The sequence below is a fragment of the Acetonema longum DSM 6540 genome (genome assembly GCF_000219125.1).
Lineage (GTDB): Bacteria > Bacillota > Negativicutes > Sporomusales > Acetonemataceae > Acetonema > Acetonema longum.
This window is the reverse complement of the sequence record NZ_AFGF01000193.1, coordinates 1-20,462: the sequence shown is the minus strand read 5'-3', so window position 1 is coordinate 20,462 and position 20,462 is coordinate 1. Positions and strand designations below refer to the sequence as shown.

21 protein-coding genes are annotated in these 20,462 nt (G+C 49.3%); 18 read left to right on the top strand and 3 right to left on the bottom strand.

The genetic code is table 11. From position 1 onward, the window contains the following. The first annotated feature begins 95 nt into the window (after positions 1 to 95). From prdC to ALO_RS16335, 10 genes are all read left to right on the top strand, one after another. Positions 96 to 1,385, top strand: coding sequence for a proline reductase-associated electron transfer protein PrdC (prdC, locus tag ALO_RS16375; protein WP_004098124.1), 1,290 nt, complete (start codon positions 96 to 98; stop codon positions 1,383 to 1,385). Between the two features lie 44 nt (positions 1,386 to 1,429). Beyond that, positions 1,430 to 3,211, top strand: coding sequence for a D-proline reductase (dithiol) proprotein PrdA (prdA, locus tag ALO_RS16370; RefSeq protein WP_004098119.1), 1,782 nt, complete (start codon positions 1,430 to 1,432; stop codon positions 3,209 to 3,211). Continuing rightward, on the top strand, positions 3,211 to 3,405 hold the full coding sequence (locus ALO_RS16365) for a CBO2463/CBO2479 domain-containing protein (RefSeq protein ID WP_004098116.1): 195 nt from the start codon (positions 3,211 to 3,213) through the stop codon (positions 3,403 to 3,405). The genes prdA and ALO_RS16365 overlap by 1 nt, the downstream gene beginning before the upstream one ends. A 22-nt stretch (positions 3,406 to 3,427) precedes the next feature. Further along, a complete protein-coding gene (prdB, locus tag ALO_RS16360) occupies positions 3,428 to 4,153 on the top strand; it encodes a D-proline reductase (dithiol) protein PrdB (RefSeq protein ID WP_004098113.1) in 726 nt (241 codons plus the stop codon). Next, positions 4,146 to 4,301: a hypothetical protein gene (locus tag ALO_RS22580; protein ID WP_004098110.1), complete on the top strand. Its 156-nt coding sequence runs from the start codon at positions 4,146 to 4,148 to the stop codon at positions 4,299 to 4,301. The genes prdB and ALO_RS22580 overlap by 8 nt, the downstream gene beginning before the upstream one ends. 235 nt (positions 4,302 to 4,536) lie before the next feature. Beyond that, positions 4,537 to 5,223, top strand: a complete 687-nt coding sequence (locus ALO_RS16355) for a haloacid dehalogenase type II (RefSeq protein WP_004098108.1) — start codon at positions 4,537 to 4,539, stop codon at positions 5,221 to 5,223. A gap of 170 nt (positions 5,224 to 5,393) precedes the next feature. After that, entirely contained in the window at positions 5,394 to 6,818 is a 1,425-nt protein-coding gene (locus tag ALO_RS16350) for an FAD-binding oxidoreductase (protein ID WP_004098107.1), read from the top strand. Next, positions 6,811 to 8,103: an FAD-binding oxidoreductase gene (locus ALO_RS16345; RefSeq protein ID WP_004098105.1), complete on the top strand. Its 1,293-nt coding sequence runs from the start codon at positions 6,811 to 6,813 to the stop codon at positions 8,101 to 8,103. The genes ALO_RS16350 and ALO_RS16345 overlap by 8 nt, the downstream gene beginning before the upstream one ends. A gap of 65 nt (positions 8,104 to 8,168) precedes the next feature. After that, the gene (locus tag ALO_RS16340) at positions 8,169 to 9,428 is read left to right on the top strand and encodes a (Fe-S)-binding protein (RefSeq protein ID WP_004098102.1); all 1,260 of its coding nucleotides are present in this window, start codon (positions 8,169 to 8,171) and stop codon (positions 9,426 to 9,428) included. 62 nt (positions 9,429 to 9,490) lie between these two features. After that, positions 9,491 to 10,834 (top strand): MFS transporter, encoded by a 1,344-nt coding sequence (locus ALO_RS16335; protein ID WP_004098101.1) that lies wholly within the window; start codon positions 9,491 to 9,493, stop codon positions 10,832 to 10,834. Positions 10,835 to 10,884: 50 nt separating this feature from the next. Here ALO_RS16335 and ALO_RS16330 read toward each other — a convergent pair whose 3' ends face one another. Further along, positions 10,885 to 11,670, bottom strand: coding sequence for an IclR family transcriptional regulator (locus tag ALO_RS16330; protein WP_004098098.1), 786 nt, complete (start codon positions 11,668 to 11,670; stop codon positions 10,885 to 10,887). Positions 11,671 to 12,051: 381 nt separating this feature from the next. On the opposite strand from ALO_RS16330, the gene ALO_RS16325 reads away from it, so the two are divergent. The 7 genes from ALO_RS16325 to ALO_RS16295 all read left to right on the top strand — a co-directional run bounded on the left by ALO_RS16325 (position 12,052) and on the right by ALO_RS16295 (position 17,311). Further along, positions 12,052 to 12,261: a 4Fe-4S dicluster domain-containing protein gene (locus ALO_RS16325; RefSeq protein ID WP_004098096.1), complete on the top strand. Its 210-nt coding sequence runs from the start codon at positions 12,052 to 12,054 to the stop codon at positions 12,259 to 12,261. A 38-nt stretch (positions 12,262 to 12,299) separates the two neighbouring features. After that, the gene (vorB, locus tag ALO_RS16320; RefSeq protein ID WP_004098094.1) at positions 12,300 to 13,346 is read left to right on the top strand and encodes a 3-methyl-2-oxobutanoate dehydrogenase subunit VorB; all 1,047 of its coding nucleotides are present in this window, start codon (positions 12,300 to 12,302) and stop codon (positions 13,344 to 13,346) included. Further along, positions 13,347 to 14,099: a thiamine pyrophosphate-dependent enzyme gene (locus ALO_RS16315; protein ID WP_004098092.1), complete on the top strand. Its 753-nt coding sequence runs from the start codon at positions 13,347 to 13,349 to the stop codon at positions 14,097 to 14,099. Then, positions 14,096 to 14,626, top strand: coding sequence for a 2-oxoacid:acceptor oxidoreductase family protein (locus ALO_RS16310; protein WP_004098090.1), 531 nt, complete (start codon positions 14,096 to 14,098; stop codon positions 14,624 to 14,626). The genes ALO_RS16315 and ALO_RS16310 overlap by 4 nt, the downstream gene beginning before the upstream one ends. Before the next feature lie 33 nt (positions 14,627 to 14,659). Continuing rightward, a complete protein-coding gene (gene kal, locus ALO_RS16305; RefSeq protein ID WP_004098088.1) occupies positions 14,660 to 15,085 on the top strand; it encodes a 3-aminobutyryl-CoA ammonia lyase in 426 nt (141 codons plus the stop codon). Between the two features lie 141 nt (positions 15,086 to 15,226). Then, positions 15,227 to 16,366 carry an acyl-CoA dehydrogenase gene (locus ALO_RS16300; protein WP_004098086.1) on the top strand — a complete coding sequence of 380 codons (1,140 nt, stop codon included), beginning with the start codon at positions 15,227 to 15,229 and terminating at the stop codon, positions 16,364 to 16,366. Positions 16,367 to 16,477: 111 nt separating this feature from the next. Continuing rightward, positions 16,478 to 17,311: an amidohydrolase family protein gene (locus tag ALO_RS16295; protein WP_139025428.1), complete on the top strand. Its 834-nt coding sequence runs from the start codon at positions 16,478 to 16,480 to the stop codon at positions 17,309 to 17,311. Positions 17,312 to 17,502: 191 nt separating this feature from the next. On the opposite strand, the gene ALO_RS23595 is transcribed toward ALO_RS16295, so the two are convergent. After that, the gene (locus ALO_RS23595; RefSeq protein WP_274428238.1) at positions 17,503 to 18,189 is read right to left on the bottom strand and encodes a methyl-accepting chemotaxis protein; all 687 of its coding nucleotides are present in this window, start codon (positions 18,187 to 18,189) and stop codon (positions 17,503 to 17,505) included. A 10-nt stretch (positions 18,190 to 18,199) separates the two neighbouring features. Then, on the bottom strand, positions 18,200 to 18,346 hold the full coding sequence (locus tag ALO_RS22575; protein WP_169313151.1) for a hypothetical protein: 147 nt from the start codon (positions 18,344 to 18,346) through the stop codon (positions 18,200 to 18,202). Between the two features lie 599 nt (positions 18,347 to 18,945). On the opposite strand from ALO_RS22575, the gene ALO_RS16285 reads away from it, so the two are divergent. Further along, positions 18,946 to 20,157, top strand: a complete 1,212-nt coding sequence (locus tag ALO_RS16285) for a PucR family transcriptional regulator (RefSeq protein ID WP_004098079.1) — start codon at positions 18,946 to 18,948, stop codon at positions 20,155 to 20,157. The last annotated feature ends 305 nt before the right edge of the window (positions 20,158 to 20,462 follow it).

Below are 20,462 nucleotides of genomic sequence, written 5' to 3'. Positions count from 1 at the left end.
TTTCGCTTACGCAAAAACAAATGGCGTGTCGCGTTTTGCGACACGCCCAATCTGAAATTTGTGATTCATGGCAATAAAAGAAGGTGCGGGCAGGTATGAAAAAACTTTTCCGCATATTATTGCGGCAGCATGTTGGGAATCCGTCTATCCCTTTGGTGAAAATAGGGAACAACATTGAACAAGGAGAGCTGATTGCAAGTTTAAACGGTCTTGGTTCAAACCTGCACGCTAGCGTTTGCGGGCGCGTTGCAGAAGTTAGCGGTCAAGCAATCGTTATAGAAGCTTATGAAGAACAACAAAAGAATTATAAACCTTTGAGCAGGAAAGGCGATTTGATCGATGTCATCAAGGATGCCGGTATCGTCGGCATGGGAGGAGCCGGCTTTCCTGCCCATGTCAAGTTTGCCGCGGACCTTAGCGGCGGCTTGGTCATTGCCAACGGCGTCGAATGTGAACCGGTGCTGGCGCACAACGTTAAACAGCTGACCGATCATCCTGAACTTATATATAAAGGTTTGCTCTATGCCATGCAGGCTGTAAACGCGAACAAGGGGATTTTTGCGGTGAAGGGCAAGAATCGCCGGGCTGTTGAGGCGCTGCGGGATGTAATAAAAGACCGGGACATTGCAATCGCCGAACTGCCGGATATATATCCAATGGGTGAAGAGCGGGCTATTGTCCGGGAAATCCTCGGCGCCAGGTTAGCACCGGATCAATTACCTGCGGCCGCCCGGGCCGTTGTTTCCAACGTCGAAACTTTGGCGCGCGTTGCTGAAGCCGTCGATTTTAACAAACCGGTTATTAGCAAGCATGTAACGGTAGCCGGGCGCTTGAAAAACGGGGTTGAGCCTCAAGTATTCCTGGATGTGCCTATTGGTGCAAGGATAGGGGATCTGATTGAGGCGGCCGGCGGAATTGCCGGGGAATATGGTGAGATCATTATGGGAGGGCCCTTTACCGGCAAAAGCGTTAGTTTGGATGATGTGATCACTAAAACCAGCGGCGGTATATTGGTTACCATACCGTTTCCGCATGAATCAAGAAAAATGGGTATTCTGGTATGTGCCTGTGGAGCGAGCGAGGCGAGGCTTAGAGAAATCGCCGATAGGATGGGATCGCCAGTAGCGGGTGTGGAGTTTTGTAAACAGGTTGTTGAAATTAGGGGAAATCTGAAATGCGAAAATCCCGGCAATTGTCCGGGTCAGGCCGAAAAAGTACTGAAACTGAAAAAAAGCGGGGCGGAAGTTCTTCTGATCAGCAACTGCACTGCATGCAGCAACACTATTATGGGAATCGCGCCGAAAATGAAATTGTCTGTTTACCATCACACCGATCATGTGCTGCGTACCGTGAATCACTCCTTGGTCCGGCGCTTAAAATCTTAAATTTGACGAGAAGAGCAAGAGAAAAGAGATAGGAGGGAGATAAAATGTCTCTTTCGGAAGAAACCGCCAAGCATCATAACAATGATCCGGCTGTAGTTTGTTGTATGACCAGAGCGGGGGCCATAATCAGACCGGCGGACCTGGAGGATCCATCCCTGTTTGGTGAACTGGAGGATTCGGGGTTATTGGACTTGTCAGGCAATGTGCTGAAAATTGGTCAGGTAATCGGCGCAAAACTTATAAAAACTCTCAATGCGATGACGCCGATAACCCCCGACGCAGTAGAGGGAGGTGCTGGCACGGCGGAAGCAGCTAACAATACTGCCTTTGCGAAAAATGGGCAGGCCGGCGATACGGCAATGGCAGTTGCAACTGGAACAACTCCCGGCGGTACTGGCGGCGTGGTAAATATCAGCATTGGAGAAGGCCATGATATAAAATTCAGTGTAGTATTGGGCGGCGGAGCAGTGACAGCAGTGCCGGCAGCGATCAAAACCGCAACACTTAAATATGAGGACAAAGTGATTCGCACACTCAAACAGCGCGAATTCCCTGTGGAAAAAGTGGAGCTTGGCAGGGAAACCTCGTTTGAAGACGGTGTATTAGTAATCAAGGAGCAGCTGTGCAGCGACGCTTTAAACGCTGATCCGCTTGTGAAAAAAGTATCACTGGATATTATTACACCTGAAAACAAACATGTGCATACCAATACCATTATGGATGTAATACCCATTGCCGTTAAGACGGAAGGCAAATTGGGCGAAGGCATTACCCATGTCATGAGCGGCGCGGTAGTTGTACTTACCGGTGTAGATGAAGGCGGGAGCCAGGTCCATGAATTTGGCTCCTGCGAAGGTTATCTGGACGAGAAAATCAGGTATAATCGTCCGGGCTGTCCTGACGAAGACGATATCCTGATTCGCGTCCATGTAATGATCAAGGAAGGCACCGGCATGGAGCGAAGAGGGGTAACCGCCGCCCATAGGGCATGTGATGCTATTCTCCAGAAAATCCGGGAAGTGCTAAAACAAGCGCCGGTTGCGGAAGCAGTCATAGAAAACGTGATTCGTGACGTAAAACGCATTGGCCGTCCCCGGGTAGTGCTGGTTAAAGAAATTATGGGTCAGGGCGCGATGCATGACAATTTGATCATGCCGGCCGAACCGGCAGGCGTTGGTGGCGGTCGCCACAATGTCGATCTTGGCAATGTTCCCGTTCTTTTATCCGCGAACGAAGTACGCGACGGCGGAATTCATGCGCTTACCTGTGTCGGTCCCTCGTCAAAGGAAACTACCCGCCACTACTTTCGCGAGCCACTGGTTGAATTAATGGCCGAAGATGAAGAAATTGATTTAGCGGGCGTAATTTTTGTCGGCAGCCCGCAGGTGAACGACGAGAAAAACTATGTTGTCTCCCGCCTGGGAGCATGGGCCGAAGGGCTTGAACTTGCCGGGGCCATCGTGACTACCGAAGGTTTTGGCAATAACCATATTGATTTTGCCGGGCACATTGAGCAATTCGGCAAACGCGGTATAGCTGTTGTGGGCGTTACCTATTCAGCTTATCAGGGCGCCTTGGTTGTAGGCAACAAATATATGGACGCGATGATTGAACTCAATGAGCACAGTGGTGGCTTCGAGTCGGAAATTCTCGCCGACAGCACGATTTGCCATGATGATGCTGCCCGGGCCCTGCTCATGCTCAAGACTAAACTGGCCGGCATTCCCATTGAAGCGGCTGACCGCCGATGGAACCAAACGGTAATAGAAGCAAACAATAAGGCAATGGAAACAAACAAAAAAGTAGTTGACATAGGTGAACGGTAATGGACACGGTTTTGCAGGCAACTCTTGTGCAAGGAAAACTTGCCGAAGTTTCTGAAGTCGGCGTAAAAGTAGTTTTTAACGGGAGACTCGGCACTTTGAACGTACCCCTGCGTTGCGTTATTTCCGACAAGAAGCTTGAGGTAAATGACGGTGTAGAGCTGTATCTAAGTTATGTCCGGGTATTAACCAAGTGAATGATTGCGGGGAGGGAATATAATGAGACTAACAGTGGCGACAGGCTTGAAATCGGAAGTGCATGTTCCCGTTACGCCTCCGGCGGTTTGGACTCCCCTGCCAAAACCGCTGCGCCAATGCAAAGTTGGATTTTTCAGTGGTTGCGGCGTTCATCTGAAAAGCCAGGAGCCGTATAATACGGCTGGTGACATTAGCTACAGGCTATTGCCGACCAATGTGTCGGTCAAAGACATGATGATAACTCACGGCGGGTTTGACAATTCCGACGCCAATAAAGACGTCAACGCAGTTATGCCGCTGGACCGGATGCATGAATTAGCAGCGGAAGGTTTTATTGGCAGTGTTGCTGACCATTTTATCGGCTATATGGGGGGCGGCGGCAACGTGCAAAAATTCAGAGATGAGATTGGTCCGGCTATTGCTAAGCTGCTAAAAGAGGAAGGCGTAGATATTGCTGTTGCTACCGGTGGTTGCGGCAGTTGCCATCGCTCTACTGTAATGGTGCAGCGGGCAGTGGAAGCAGCCGGCATTTCTACCATCCTTATTGCTGCTTTGCCGCCGATCGCCAAGCAGCAAGGCGCACCGCGGATTTCAGCACCTCATGTGCCGATGGGCGCCAACGCTGGTGAGCCTAATAACAAAGAAATGCAGATGGGTATATTGAGAGATACTCTCAAGGCTATGGAAACGATGACTTCTTTTGGGCAGATGGTTGTTTTGCCCTATGAATATCGCCACAATGTCTAAAGTAAGTTTTCAAACCAATCGCAGCATTGGGCAACGGGGTAAGTGTCTGCCCCTTCTGCCTGACCATGACGGGACCAAGCTCAAAGGAGTGGACGATACCGTCAAGACCAGGGATATGGCTGAAGTGCTGTGGGAGAGCGTACAGTAGGCAATCGAGCAAGCTTTATTCAGTTCGGAAAAATTGCTAGACAAATTAAAATAGATAGTGTATTCTAAAAATAGAATACTGTTCTAAATATAGGAAAACAAGGAGGGGTGCTATGTAAAATAAATATCTAAAAGTAAAAGGAGGGGTGCCGAGAGGTTATTATTCGGAAAAATCGATAAAAGACAGCTTCAAAAGCATTAGTAGGAAAAATTAAGAAAAATGAGGTGTTTTTACAATGGGAGCGCCAAAAGCAATTACCTTTGACTGTTATGGCACTTTGATTGACTGGGAAAGCGAGATCCAAAAGTTCTTTAAGGGCATTCTCGACAGAAATGGTGTAACAAACGCCGACATCGTGTCATTCCAAAGACACTGGGAAAATTTGCAGTTCGACTATATTCAGGGACCGTACCGTTCCTACAAGGAAGTGCTGAAGAACACCCTGCCGATGGCTTTTAGGGAATATGGCTATCCGTTCAGCCCGAACGACTGCAACCTGTTTGCGGAATCCATGGGCAAGTGGAACCCGTTTCCCGATACCAGGGAGGCCTTGCTTGAACTGAAAAAATATACCAAGATTGCCCTAATCACCAATACCGATAACGAAATTGTCGCCGAGACAGTTAAACTGATCGGCGTTGAATTTGACGCAATCATCACAGCCGAAAAAGCGGGAGCGTATAAACCGAGCCACAAGGGATTTCACCTGGCTCTCAAGGAGTTGGGACTGGATAAATCGGAAGTATTGCATGCCGGTTTTGGTTTTAAATATGATGTTGTCCCGGCAACGGAATTAGGCTTCAAGACTTGCTGGATCAATCGCTACGGCGAAGTGCGTCCCGTTAACGTAAAAGAAACATATCTGGTTGGCAATATGTCCACTTTTGCCACGCTTGTCCGCGGAATGGCGGCTGATCGCTGATCCTGCCAGCTGTAAGTGAACAAGACGTAATTGAGTAGACAATAGTCCTTGGTTTCCTTTAAACTGGCCATGGCTGCGTCATGGCCAGTTCTGCAAACAAGATATAAACTGATTGCATGTATGGAATTATTCCGCTAAATCTTACTAAGTAGCATGCGGAGGCTGATAAGGTGAAAAGCAAAGATGTTACAGGAGAGCGTCTGTCACATGAGTTATCCGGGATCATGGCCAGGGAACGGGTGCTATACCGTAATCGGGATCTGAAAGCCTATGAATATGACTCCACGCACTTTCGAAATCTTCCCTTGGTTATTGTTTTGCCTGAGACTACAGAAGAGGTTCGGGAAATTGTCAAACTGGCAAGACGATTCAATATACCCGTTACGCCGCGGGGAGCCGGGACATCGCTTAGCGGCGGCGCTGTTCCTACGCCCGGCGGCATTATGATGCCCTTAACCAGAATGAATAAAATCCTGGAGATTGATATCGCGAACGGAATTGCCGTTGTTCAGCCGGGGATAACCAATAAAGAGCTTCAAGACGCCTTGAAGCCTTTCAGATATTGGTTTCCGCCTGATCCTGCGAGCCTGTCGGTCGCCACTATCGGGGGCAATGTGGCCGAAAACGCCGGAGGCCCGCACTGTTTAAAATACGGGGTTACCTCGAACCACGTAATGGGCCTGGAAGTAGTGCTGCCTAACGGCGATGCCGTCAATCTTGGCGGAGCGGTGGAGGACATCCCGGGCTACGACGTGAGCGGTTTGCTTACAGGGTCGGAAGGCACAATGGGGATTATTACCAGCGTTGCCGTTAAAATCAGCAGGCAGCCGGAGGCGACTTCCACAATATTGGCAATCTTTAACTCTTGCTGGGACGCTGCCGTAACCGTCTTCGAGGTGATTAAAAACGGGTTTAATCCGGCTGTGCTCGAAATGCTGGAAGAACGCATGCTGCACGAAGTGAACGAGGTGTTCAACCTGGGGTACCCCGACTCGGCGAAAGCTCTTTTGATCATTGAGGTTGACGGCAGACCGGAAGGCTTGCCGTTTGAACTGGACGGAATTCTTAAAATATGCCGTCAGAACAAGGTGCAGGTCCTGGAAGTCGCCAAAAATGAACAAGAACGGGAGACGCTGTGGCGGGCTCGCCGGGGAGGGACGTCGGCCCTTGGACGGCTAAAACCGGACTCGGCTGAAATCGACATTGTGGTGCCCAGAAGCCAGTTGCCGCATGTGGTGGAAAAATTCCAGGAGATCAGCGCCCGTAACGGTGTCATTTTGGGCGCCCTGATCCATGCCGGCGATGGAAATTGCCATCCCCAGGTTCCATTTGACGGCAGGATCCATGAGGAAAGAGAGGCGGCTGAGCGCGCCCTGGGGGAAATCATGCAAGCGGCTGTGGATTTAGGCGGCACCATCAGCGGGGAGCATGGGATCGGACTTGAGAAAATAAGCGGGATGCCGCTGGTATTTTCACCGGATGAGATCATGCTGATGCACAGGCTGAAAAGATTATTTGACCCTGCAAACATGTTGAATCCCGATAAAATCTTTCTGGCCGGAACTCCACAAGGGAAGGAGGGCAGCCATGAGTGAGAAAAAACCTGCACCCCAACAACAGAATCTAGCCGGCATATGCCCGGTCATCAAAGGATCCGAGGCGCCGGAAATAGTGCTTGACGGAAAAATTCCGCAATATGTCGCTTATCCCTCTAGTGATAAAGAAGCCGCTCAAATTCTGTCTCTGGCGGCCAGGACAAAGACGCCCCTTGCCGTCATCGGCGGCGCCAGCAAATTTAACGCCGGAACGCCGCTGACAGATTTGGAATGGGCTTTAAGCACTGTTAATTTAAATCAAGAGCCGGTTATCAAGGCGGATGATCTTATTGTTCAGGTCAAGGCCGGAGTGGCACTAGCGGAACTACAAAATCTCCTGTCCCGGCACAATCTGTTTTTGCCGGTTGACCCGGGAACAGCCAAGGCAACGGTGGGAGGAATGCTGGCGCAGGGCGGCGGCGGTTCACACAGGTTAAAATATGGGTTGGTCCGGGATCTTGTTTTGGGAATGACGCTGGCTTTAACCGATGGCAAAGTCTACAAATTCGGGGGACAGACGGTCAAAAATGTAACGGGTTATGACGTCGGCAAACTGTTTATCGGTTCGAAGGGCACACTGGGAGTCATCACCGAGGCGTATTTGCGGGTTTACCCCGTACCGCCCGCCAGCGAAGTCCTGTTAGGCGTTGCCCGGGGACTGGACGCCGTCTGGAAGGCTGCCAAAGCTATGGAAGAGATTGAGCCCGCGGTCGTTGAAATATATGACGCGCCGCTGGCCAAACGCCTGTATAACCTCGGCAGCCAGGGAAATGTCCGCTATGGAATTCTGGTGAAATACGCGGGTCCCGGTCCGGCCGTAGATAAGCAATACGCGGAAACGCTGGCTGTTTTTAATCAATACGGCATCAGCTTAAGCAAGGCGGATGTGAATGATGCTGAAATATGGGAAAAACGAGAAGTCATGAACACCTTGGATGCTTTCACGCCGGACTTAATCGGTGTCAAAATTGCAGTTCCGCGGGTAAAAACCAGGCAAATGGCGGAAGGGCTGGAAGCGGCGGCGGGCCAATTCGGCATTGAGCAGCTGGCGATGCATATGCCGGCCGTGGGCATATGCCAGGTCTGGTTTACCGGGAAGCAGTGGCTGGAGTTTATGCGGGCTCTGGAAGGAACCGCACGGGGACTGGGGGGACTGGTTCAGCTGAAAACCGGGGATTTGTCCGTTCGCCGGGAATTCCGGATAGACTCTGCGCAGATATTGGACTCGCAAATTAAACATTTCTTTGATCCGGAAGGAGTGCTCAATGCCGGTAAGTGCGTATAGCACGGCAAACTGCTGCGGCGTGGCATGGCCGGAGTTCCCTTATGAGATCGAACAGGAGGTTTAAAATGTCGGAGAAATTAATCGCGGAACTGTCGGAGATTATCAAAGGGTGCAGCCGCTGCGGCTACTGTATGGCGGAATGTCCCGCCTATAAAGCTACAAAAATAGAGTGGGACGTAGCCCGGGGCCGGAACTGGCTGGCCAGCGAGCTGGCAAACGGCGCGATTCAGTTCGATAGCGATCTGGATGATCCCATTGACACCTGTTTGCGGTGCGGACGGTGCAAGGAAAACTGCCCCTCCAAGGTTGACACACCGAAAGCGGTGCAATTAACAAGGACGATACGATATAAAAAAGGCAAAATGAAACTGCCCTACCGGCTCCTTTTCGAGCGGATTATGCCTTATCCGAAGCGTATGGCTATGGGTTCCAAAGTGATGGGCAGAATCCAGGCCATCGGGCCTGACGGCTGGCTCACCAAAGGCATTATTGCCCGCTGTTGTCCGCCTGTCTGGGCTATGCCGACATTGCCGAAACGGAATGCCCGCGATATCCTGCCTGCCCACAATGCGGCTATCGGTCCCAGAAGAGGCTCTGTCTTATATTTTGTGGGCTGCGCTACCGGTCTTGTTTACCCGGAAGCAGCGGAAGCGACCGTACGCCTTTTAACCTCTCAGGGAGTAGACGTCACCATCCCGGATGTTTCCTGCTGCGGTACGCCGCCTTACTCCTACGGGCATATTGACGGGGCACTCCTTTTGGTCAGACGGAATTTAGAGGTTTTGAACGTTAAGGAAGTTGACGCGGTCATCAGCGATTGCGCCACTTGCGTATCTTTCCTGCGAGAGTACGAGGATCTGCCGCTGGCTGACGCCTTAAAAGACAAGGCGAAAGCCTTGCGCGGCAAAGTGAAAAATCTCTCGGATTACCTTCTGAGCCTGGGGTTGCTGGCGCCCAAACATACGGTGGATAAAATTGTAACCTACCATCAGCCTTGCCATTATGCCCATTCTCTTGACGGTGCCGATGCGGTGGAGCAAATTTTAAAAAATTTGCCGGGCATCGAATTCCGCAAGGCCGCCAACCAAAATACCTGCTGCGGCGGAGCCGGCAGCTACTGTTTCAGCCAGGTGAAACGTTCGCGAAGTATCCTTGACACAAAACTGGACGGCATAGTAGCCACCGAGGCCGATGCGGTAGTAACCAACTGCCCTGCCTGCATGATGCAGCTCCAGGCGGGACTGAGGCAATTGGAGGGTTCTAAGCCTATAAAAGTAATTAACACTGCAAACCTGCTGGCTGATATTTATAGCGATAAGCACTAGTACAGAAGGTATTTGTATGGAGGGTTTTCGATGTAAGAAATTCCTTGAAAGGGAGTATTTCAATGGAAAATAAACCGGGAACAGATGTCCCAATTGATGGGGAGAAACTGAGCAGAAAAATACTGGTTCATCTAATCCCATACCTGATGTTCTTGTATATTCTTGCCTATATTGGGAGAATAAACTTTGGCTATGCAGCGCTAAAAATGAATGCTGATTTAGGAATTACCGACGCCCAGTTCGGGCTTATTGCAGGGATATTTTTTATAGCCTATTTTATCTTTGAAGTACCCAGCAATATTATCTTGGATAAAGTCGGGGCGCGTAAATGGATCGGCAGAATTTTGTTTTCCTGGGGACTGGTCGCAATGGCGACGGGTCTTGCCCAAAATGTAACGCATCTTTATCTTGCGCGTTTTATACTGGGCGCCGCAGAAGCGGGTTTTTTCCCGGGCGTCATCCTGTACCTGACCTTTTGGCTGCCGCAAAAAGAAAGAGCTAAGGCGGTTTCCATGTTTATGCTTGGCATACCAGTCTCTTACTTTTTAGGCGGCCCCCTTTCAGGCGCCATCTTAGATAACATTCACTGGCTGGGGATAGACAGCTGGAGATGGGTGTTTTTCCTGGAAGGGTTTCCTAGTGTAATCTTTGGCTTTGTGGTATTTTTTACCCTGGCGGACGGCCCGAAAGAAGTTAAATGGCTTTCAGCAGCCGAAAAAAAATGGCTTATCAATACCCTAGAGGAAGAAAACAAGGGAAAGGTAACAGGGAAAAGGCATCTGTCAAAAGAAACCCTGTTGAACAAAGATATATGGCTGTTGGCGTTTGTTTACTTTACAATTGAAATCGCCGAATATGCAATCACCTTCTGGAGCCCGATATTGATTGAAAGACTTTCCTCTTTTACCTCGACTACCTCTATTGGATGGGTTAACGGATCAATCTATATACTTGGAGCGGCAACCATGATTTTGTGGGGGCGCCGTTCCGATAAAAAACTGGAACGCAGATGGCATACTGTAGCGCCCATGATTTGCTGTTCGGCCAGTTTGCTTTTGCTCACCTTTTTTAGCCATTCGATGTTTTCCGTACTGTGGATGGCCGTAATCATCGCTTCCGTATATGCGGTGTTTGGGCCGTTCTGGTCTTTGCCTTCCATGGTTTTGGCGGGGCCTTCGGCAGCCGTTGGCATCGCCATCATCAACTCTTGTGGCAATCTGGCGGGATTTGTTAGCCCGAATGTTATTGGCCTGGCATCCGAGGCAACGGGGAGTGTCGAGAAGGGATTTATGATCATTGCGATTTTCATGACAATAGCAACCTTATTTATTATCACAAAGTTAGATCCTAAGAAATATTCCATAAAAGAAAAAGGAAAAGCCGCGATTGCTCCCCCCTCCTTTTGATGGCGGTAGAAACACGCAGCACTTTGCCGTATTGACCGGCGAAGAAAACTTTACGGCATTCCGGGATGGCCAAGATATTGGGAGATCGTTTTGCATACGGCCGCCAGTTCCTCTTTTGCCTCCATTAATTTGCTGTAGTTCATGCGCAAAGCAGGCGCGCTGATGCTGACGGCGGCGACAATGCCGTTGGTGTAGTCCCTGAGAGGCATGGCAATGCAACGCAATCCCAGGCAGTATTCCTCGTCATCCACGGCAAAGCCCTGCTGCTTCACCTTTTCCAGTTCTTTTACCAGGGCATCTAAGGAAGTGAGGGTATTGGGAGTAAAGGACGGCAAGGTTTCGCCTTCAAAAATTCTCGCAAGCTCTTCTTTGTCCAGTTCGTGGATCAAGGTTTTCCCCATGGCGGTGGCATGCAGCGGCTCGCGGCCGCCTATTTCAATACCGGCCTTCAGATTCGTTTTGGTGTCGGATTTTGCGATAATGACTACCTCATTCCTTGCCAGCACTCCCATATTCACCGTTTCCTGGCAGCGGTTGCTGAGATCCTTAAGCAGCTGGTTGTCGACGCCGGTCAGCTGGTTTTGCTTGGGAACGGCCTGACCCACATTGAATAATCCCCAGCTCAATTTATACTTTTCCGTTATCGCGTCCTTTTCCACATATTTAAAATAAGCTAAAGTATCCAGAATACGGTGGATGGTGCTTTTGCCCATATCCAGCATGCGACTTAGCTCGCTGATGCCAAGCCCCCTGTTGTTGGAATTCTTGGCTAAAATATCAATAATTTCTAATGATTTTTGCAAGGTGAGCACCGGATAATTGGGTTTTTTGTTCATCGCCTGACCTCCATCGGTATTTCAAGTGCTTCAGCCGGCTTGGGACAGCCGGGCTGTTTTAAACAGGCCCGATAATGCGGAAACAGAACGCTTTACTAAATGAAGAAACACTTAAAGTATATTTTGACATAGTAAACCGGAATTTTCAAGGTTTGGCATCTATATTTCCCGATATATTTCGTAAATACTGTAATTTGCCTTTACAGGTTGAGAAGCTGCTCAATATTAGGAACAAAATGCAAATCGCTTCAGTTAGCTTCTCATTGCCGTAAAAATAGTCCCGCCAGGATTGACTATTGGCTTAGAGGTGATATAATGGCTATATAAATAGAACGACGTTCTTAATAATAGAACAAAAATCGGCAAAGAGAGGTGTTGAATATGAATCAGGTAAAGATTGAATTTGACCGGTGCAAAGAATGCGGCTATTGCGTCAATTTTTGTCCCCAAAAAGTTCTGCTGATAGGGGACAAGGTCAATAAACGGGGATACTATCCCCCTGCCGCCGCCTTACTTCAGGACTGTATCGCCTGCGGCACCTGCGCCAGGGTATGTCCGGAAGCGGCAATAGCAGTTTATAAAGAAAGCTAAGCGAAGATATCGACGGTTTATTAAGGGAGGACGAGAAGATGGGCGAGAAGGTCTTTATGCAAGGCAATGCGGCTCTGGCGGAATCTGCTATTCGTGCCGGCTGTAGATTTTTTTTCGGTTACCCTATTACGCCATCCAGTGAAGTGCCGGAATATTACGCCAGGAAGGCCAAGGATGAAGACTTGGTGTTTGTACAGGGGGAAACGGAAGTTGCCGTATTTAATATGATCGCCGGCACGGCAGCTACCGGCAACCGGGTGATGACAGCCACCTCGGGCCCAGGTTTCAGCCTGGGGCAGGAAGCCATGTCGTTTATGAGCGCCGCCGGCTTGCCTGCCGTTATTGTGCAGGTCATGCGCCCCGGTCCTGCCGACGGGGAGATTCTGGCGGCCCAGGGTGATTATTTCCAGGCGGTGAAAGGCGGCGGGCACGGCGATTACAATAATCTGGTGCTGGCGCCTTATTCTGTGCAGGAAATGTGCCAGCTTATTCAGGAATGCTTTGAACTGGCGGAAAAATACCGCAATCCCGTGGTCCTGCTCAGCGATGCCTTGCTGGCTAAGATGCAGGAAAGCGTGGAGCTTCCCGGGCGCAAACAGCAGCATTGCGATTTGAACTGGGCCCTTACCGGCTGCGCCGGCCGGGAGCACAATGCGATTACTACCTGCGGCGACGGCGCCGCCCAGTGGGAAGGGTTCAACCTGGTCCTTCAGGAGAAATTTTCCAAAATCAAGGCCAACGAGGAACGCTGGGAAAATTACCAGGTAGAAGATGCGGAGCTTGTTTTGGTCGCTTACGGCAGCATGGCCCGGATCAACCTGGGGGCCATGAAGCTGGCCAGGGAGGCCGGTTTAAAAGTAGGCCTGGTGCGGCCCATTTCTCTCTGGCCCTTTCCGGTGAAGGCGTTCGCCGGCCTAGACGATAAAAAGTTCCTGGTAACCGAGCTAAGCGCCGGACAGATGGTGGAAGACGTCAAGCTTACTGTGGCTCATAAAGAGAATGTTCATTTTTACGGCCGGCTGGGCGGCGTCGTGCCCACGCCGAAAGAAATCTTTCAGCAGATCAAAGAATTGGTGGTGAAGTAAGTGAAGACGATCTACAGCAGACCGGACGTTTTTACGGAGGCAGTCACCACTTATTGCGGCGGCTGCGGTCATGGCCTGATCAACAAACTGATGGCGGAGCTGATCGATGAGCTGCAGCTGCGCGAACGGGGAATCCTTGTCTGGCCGATCGGCTGTTCCGTTTATGCCGACAAATATTACAGGATGGATGCCATCTGCGCTCTGCACGGCAGGGCGCCGGCCCTGGCTACGGGCATCAAGCGCGCTTTGCCGGATAAATTTGTTCTGGTTTATCAGGGAGACGGCGATCTGGTTTCCGAAGGTATGTCCGAGATCATGCATGCTGCCGTCCGGGGGGAAAACTTCACGGTGATTTTCGTCAATAACGCTATTTACGGTATGACAGGCGGCCAGATGGCTCCCACCACCCTCCTGGGGCAGGTGACTTCCACCTCGCCCCATGGCCGGTCCGCAGCGACCAGCGGCTATCCGGTGAACATGGCGGAAATCATGGCCCGGATGCCCGGCGTCTGCTACAGCGAACGGGTTACCGTCAACAACCCGCAGCGTATTGCCGCCGCTAAAAAAGCGATGAGGCGAGCGTTTACCCTGCAGTTTGAAAACAAGGGCCTCAGCTTTGTGGAAGTACTGTCTCCCTGCCCCACGGGCTGGGGGAAGAAACCCGTCGATGCTCTGGCTTGGGTGGACGAACAGATGATTGATATATATCCCTTGGGCGTGTTTAAAACCCCGCAGGAGGTGACTGTGAAATGAAACATGAGATGCTGTTTTCCGGAATTGGCGGGCAGGGAATCATGCTGCTGGGCGAGGTGCTTTGCAGCGTAGCCGTGGCGGCAGGGTATCAGGTTACCTTTGCCCCTTTCTACGGCCAGGAAAAAAGAGGCGGCCGCACGATGTGCCATGTGGTCATTTCTGATGCCATGGAATCGCCCATCATTTCGGAAGCCGAGCTGATGCTGATCATGGATGAACGGTCCCTGCAGGATTTCCAAAGCCTGATGGCCCCCCAGGGCGCACTGCTGCTCAACAGTTCGATGATTGAGCGGGAACCTGCCTGTCAATGCCGGGAAATTAAGAAAGTGCCCTTTTATGATATTGCCGTCGAATTGGGCAACGCAAAAGTGGCCAACATGGTTGCTTTAGGCGCCCTGTTAAAGTATTTGCCGTTTATCCCGTACGATAAGGTGGTCGCGGCAGTGCAGCAGGCTTTTGCGGCAAAACAAAAGGTGGCGGCCCTCAATGTACAGGCGTTAAAAGCCGGCTATACCTATGGCTTTTGATGTAAATAATTATGAAAACGAGGAGAGATAAACATGGTTGGGGAAAAAGTTATTCTACGGGCAAGAATGAGCGCTGGTGATGCGCACTATGCCGGTGAACTGGTCAACGGCTCAAAAATTCTGGACTACTTTGGCGATGTCGGCACAGAACTGTGCATTCGTTTCGACGGGGATGAAAGCTTGTTTCGCTCCTACGACTCGGTTGAATTTTTAGCACCCGTTTATGCCGGCGACTTCATGGAATATCACGGCTGGATTGAATCGGCCGGCGCTTCTTCCCGCAAAATGAAGTTCGAGGCTTACAAAGTGATCGAGCTGGCCCGTGATCCCAAGCTGGCCATTTCCGCGGCGAATGTGCTGAAAGAGCCGCTGCTGGTGGGTAAGGCCAGCGGGACCCTGATCGTTCAGAAGCAGTTCCAGCGGGGTCACCAAGATCCCAAATTTGCCGTGAAGAAATAGTCAGTACTGTCATTGCGAAGGAGATGAGGCCCTGTTGGATGGTCCAATGGAACTCCAACAGGCGCTTTATCTTTCTTTTGCCTACCAGCAGTGCGATTCAGATCGAAAACATGAAGATAGAAAATAGGGGAGGAAACAATTGTGAATTTTGTACTCACACAAGAGCAAACAGACATTCGCAAAATGGTGAGGGAATTTGCCGAGAAATCGGTGGCGCCGACGGCCGCGGAACGGGATGAAAAGGAATATTTCCCGCGGGAGATCTTTGCTGCGATGGGCGAACTGGGTATTCTGGGCATACCCTATCCCGAAGAGTATGGCGGGGTGGGCAGCGATTTTGTAAGCTATGCCATTGCGGTGGAAGAGATATCCCGCGTATGCGCCTCCACCGGCATTGGGCTTTCCGTCCACACTTCACTCTGTTCCTGGCCGATTTTTCACTACGGCGCAGAAGAGCAAAAGCAAAAATACTTGCGGCCGCTGGCGTCCGGCAATAAACTGGGAGCCTTTGGCCTGACCGAGCCCAACGCCGGCACCGATGCCTCGGCGGGGTCCGCGACTGCGGTTAAAGACGGGGGCAGTTATATCCTGAATGGTACCAAAGTCTTTAATACCAATGGCGGCGAAGCGGAAATCGAAGTCATATTCGCCGCCACCGACAAGGCCGCCGGCCTGAAAGGCTTGAGCGCGTTTATTGTCGAAAAAGGAACCCCAGGCTTTACCTTCGGCAAAAAAGAAATCAAAATGGGGATTCGTTCTTCGGTGCAAAGAGAACTGATCTTTGAAAACTGCCGCGTTCCGGCTGCCAATCTCCTGGGCAAAGAAGGGGAAGGATTCAAAATCGCCATGACGACCCTGGACGGGGGGCGGATCGGCATAGCAGCGCAAGCTGTCGGCATTGCCCAGAGCGCTCTGGAGCACGCTATTAAGTACGCAAAAGAGCGGATCCAATTCGGCAAGCCGATCACCGGCAACCAGGCAATCAGTTTTATGCTGGCCGATATGGCCACTAAGGTAGATGCAGCCCGGCTGCTGACTTATCGGGCGGCGTATAACAAGTCGAATCATCTTCCTTATTCCAAGGAAGCCGCCATGGCCAAATTGTTTGCCTCGGACGCCGCCGTGGCAGTGACCGCCGACGCCGTGCAAGTTTTCGGCGGCTATGGCTACAGCCGGGAATACCCCGTAGAGCGCCTGATGCGGGATGCCAAGATCACCCAGATTTACGAAGGTACCAACCAGGCCATGCGGATGGTTATAGCCGGCTCCATTCTGCGGTAAAATTGGCAGCAATCTTCAGGCCAGCGGAAAATGGTCGGACCGGATAACCTTGGCTGCAAGACCGGCGAAGGCTTCTGTGATTATATGCAAAATACCAAGGAGGAAGAAATCTTGAAAAAAACAGTCATCGATTTTCATGTCCATTTAAGTGAGTATGAATCTTTCTGTGATACCGCCTTTGCATGGTTCGCCCAAGCCTTTCCCTCCCCGGACGCATACCAGGTTTTTTGTCAGAAGTATAAGCAGCCGGAAAACTTTCTTTCGCTGATGGATGAAAATGAAGTTGATTATTCCGTAGTATTGGCCGAAGTGGCGCCTTTAACCACTGGCGTTGCGACAAACGAAATGGTCGCCGACTTCTGTAAAGGCAGCCCCCGCCTGATTCCTTTTTGCACGTTTAATCCATATCTGGATCCAAATATGGCGGCAATTTTGCCGGCACTGGTGAAAGATTTCGGCTTTAAAGGCGTGAAGCTCTATCCGACCTACAACCACTTTTACCCCAACGACCCGGTTCTCTATCCTCTTTACACTGTTGCCGAAAAACTTGCCGTTCCCATCTTATTTCATACGGGTTCCTCGATTTTCAAAAATTCGCGCATCAAGTATGGCAATCCCATTCTTTACGATGATGTCGCGGTAGATTTTCCTGATTTGAAAATAGTGATGGCCCACGGCGGCCGGGGGCCTTGGTATGATGAGGCTTATTGCATGATTCGTCTGCACAAGAATGTCTATATTGACGTCACGGGTCTTCCACCCGGTAAGCTGCTGACTTATTTCCCGGACATGGAACGTTTTGCCGATAAGTTCGTTTTCGGTACCGACTGGCCCAATGTGGACGTGAAAAAAAATATTGACGCCATGCGCAATCTGCCCATGGCGACAGCGGCTATTGACAAAATCCTTGGCGAGAATGCAAAACGTATCTTGCAGATTGACTAATAAATGCCTTTTTCAACGTTTTCTGTAAAACAATGCCGTTATCCAACTGATGTGTCTGGAGACGGCATTTTGACGTTTGCCAATGAATGATTGAAACGACAAGAGGAAAAGGCGGCTGCTGGATGGTGAGCTGAAGGATATAACTATCTAGTTCTGCGTAGCTTATGCTACTGGTCAAAGGTTACTAATGCTTAATGGCTGTCCCTACTAAGACTATCAGCTAAGTTTTTAAGCTTCAACGCCATATTACCAATTTCTTGAATTGTATTTGTAGCCAAGCTTGTCGCTTCAGCAACTTGCCTGATAACCTCGCTGGTTTGTTCTGTAAGCTTGAATACGTCTTTGCTTTCTGTTTTTATTACTTTTAGGATATCGGCAATGGTTTTTATTGATGCCGCGCTATTGCTGGCAAGTTTACGAATCTCTTCCGCTACAACGCTAAATCCCCGCCCATGCTCGCCAACTCTGGCCGCTTCTATCGCGGCATTTAGTCCGAGTAAATTTGTCTGGCTAGCAATGGATGTTATAATATCAATAACATGATCAGTTTCAGAAGTCTTAATTTGAAACTCTTTTGCTGCATTGGCCATTGTATGTGATACCGCAGAAATCTCTTCGGTTTGCGCGGAAATTTCCTCACTGGTACTGGCCAATACATTAATGGCATTATATAATTTTGCCGTCATATCCCGAATATCATCCTGAAGTTCTGGTATATAATCAGCGCAAAGTGCGCCAATTACCGCATTATGTTCGTTGAAAATTGGAACGGCTACGGCGATATAGCTTACCCCATACACATTTTTATCATGCCTCATGACCACACGGCGTCTTTCTTTCATGGCGGTAAGCGTAGAAGAGCCTTTATCTACTTTCACACCCGTAAGTTTAAGATCCTGTTTTTTTGCTTGGTAGATACATAATAAATTTTTCGGTATCTGCAACCATTACTGATACATCTTCGATAAAAAGTCCTGGTATAAATTTGATTACTGAGATAAATCTATCCAGGATAGCCCGATCTTGTTCTGACATGTTACCATCTCCAAATTTTATAATTATCTATCCTTCCTTAGCTACAGCAGCTACAGCTACCAAATTAAAACGTTTTAGAACGATAGCGACGGCCAATATTAAGATGGCAGGTTTTCATTAACTTTTTATGCAAGAGCCTGAATGGATGTATAATGGTTTAATAGCGACTTAATAAAAAAGCCATAGAACTAATTAAACTTTCGGTAATAGCCCCCCCCTTGGGGAGCCGTTACATTATCCTGGAAATAATATTAACTTAATATTTTTAATTTTGTCAATAGAAAAGATAAATTTATTCAGATGCGGTAAATTTATATTGGAATGCCGAAGTGAGAATAAGTGGCTTGAATACCGGAAGGAAGGACGTAAATACAGTTGACAGTAATGACCATGGCAGCAATATGAAGCAATTGACTCATGGCTTGTTTATGCGTATCATAGATATTAGCTACCGTGGGGATATATGAATATGAGTTACTATATTGGTGTAATATGTAGTGCGGCAGTCGCTGAATAAATTGATATTTCTGATTTTTAGATGGTTTTGATCTGTACATGCGTCTCAGCAGCGCAGTTTTGGAGAGCGGGAGGAAGAGGCAATGGTTACATGTAGGCAGCTTTTGGAGTTGGACGTGTTAAGAAACGTCCGGCTGATTGCGGGTCGAAGAGGACTCGACAAAGGAGTCTCTTGGCCATACGCAAAACATACCAAAACAATAACGCCATGGGTACATGGAGGTGAATTCCTTCTTGTTTCCGGATATGAATATGGAACGGATGAAGGAGAACTTCTACAACTCATTGATGAGGCCGTTTTGAACCAACTGTCAGGGCTCCTGGTGGAAGGTGGAATCAATTTCAAGAAACTGCCGGAGCAGGTGATCCGCAAAGCCGACGAAGCAGACCTTCCCCTGTTTTTTTGCTCCGGCGTGGTCAGCTTTTTGGACATTACAAGGGATGTATCGACTCTCATCATGGAGAGCACGTATATTGCCAGAAAGGACCATTCTCTTTTGGACCAGCTTTTGGTTTCCAATTCCTTGACCCGGCCGGAAATTGCCCGTCTGTTCGAGCACGCGGGCATATCACCGGACCGGTGTTTTATGTGCGCGGTTTTTAGCATCCCCAATGAGGAGGTTTCCCATATCCACAATGCGCGTATTGATGAGAATGTCATGCTCTGCTTTTCAAAAAACCTCAAAAAGCAAACGAAGGTTTTGTTTGAAGAACTTGGCTTGGAAGAAATTTGCAAGGTGAATCTGAAAACGGTCGACTATCTGCTTTATTCCGAGGATGAGGCCGGTCTATACCCAATCATGGATTCGCTTAAAAAGATCCGGGCATATTTGGATGCGCAGGAGAAACGTTCCGTTTATCTATCGTTTAGCAGCGTGCTGTCGGACGTCATACAGGTCCGGGCCGGCTTTGACGAGGCGCATTTTACGGCTTCCCTTTTGCAACAGCATCTGCTGCCTGGCTCTGCCGCATTTTTTCCCGACATTGGCAGCTATCAGTTGATGCTGTATGTGGAGGACCGGAAAAAGCTAGTCCTGTTTCGGGATCATTATTTAAAAGGATTGTATGAAGCGGATTTAGGCGGCAGTTCGCAGCTGATGGAAACACTGCGGACTTATCTTGAGAAAAACGGGAACATGCTCCGGACTGCGGAGGCGCTTTACATCCACCGCAATACCTTACAATACCGGCTGGACCGGGTCAAAGCAATTACTCATTTTGACCTTGATGATTCTTCCGTCAGAAGAGATATTCTGATTGCTTATATGATCATGAATGTGGTTCCTTTTTCTTGATTGAGCAGAATACAAAAATTTAATGGATGTACGTTTTTGTAGGAACACTGGTATCTGTGGACTCAGATGCCAATGTTCTTTTTTTTCATAAGTGTTTTATCACAGAACGGCAGCCGATATTGGATGGCGGCAAAAAAAATCTGTAAATTTGTGCTTTTTGCTCAATTGCAGCTTAATTTTATTGTGCAGAGTTTCACTTGAAACCGTCGCTTTTTTTTATAAGGTCTGCGAATTGTGGATTGAAGTCATTAAATATAACATGAAATCAGAATATTTTTTCAAGCGGCCGATGCACCTTATCCCAC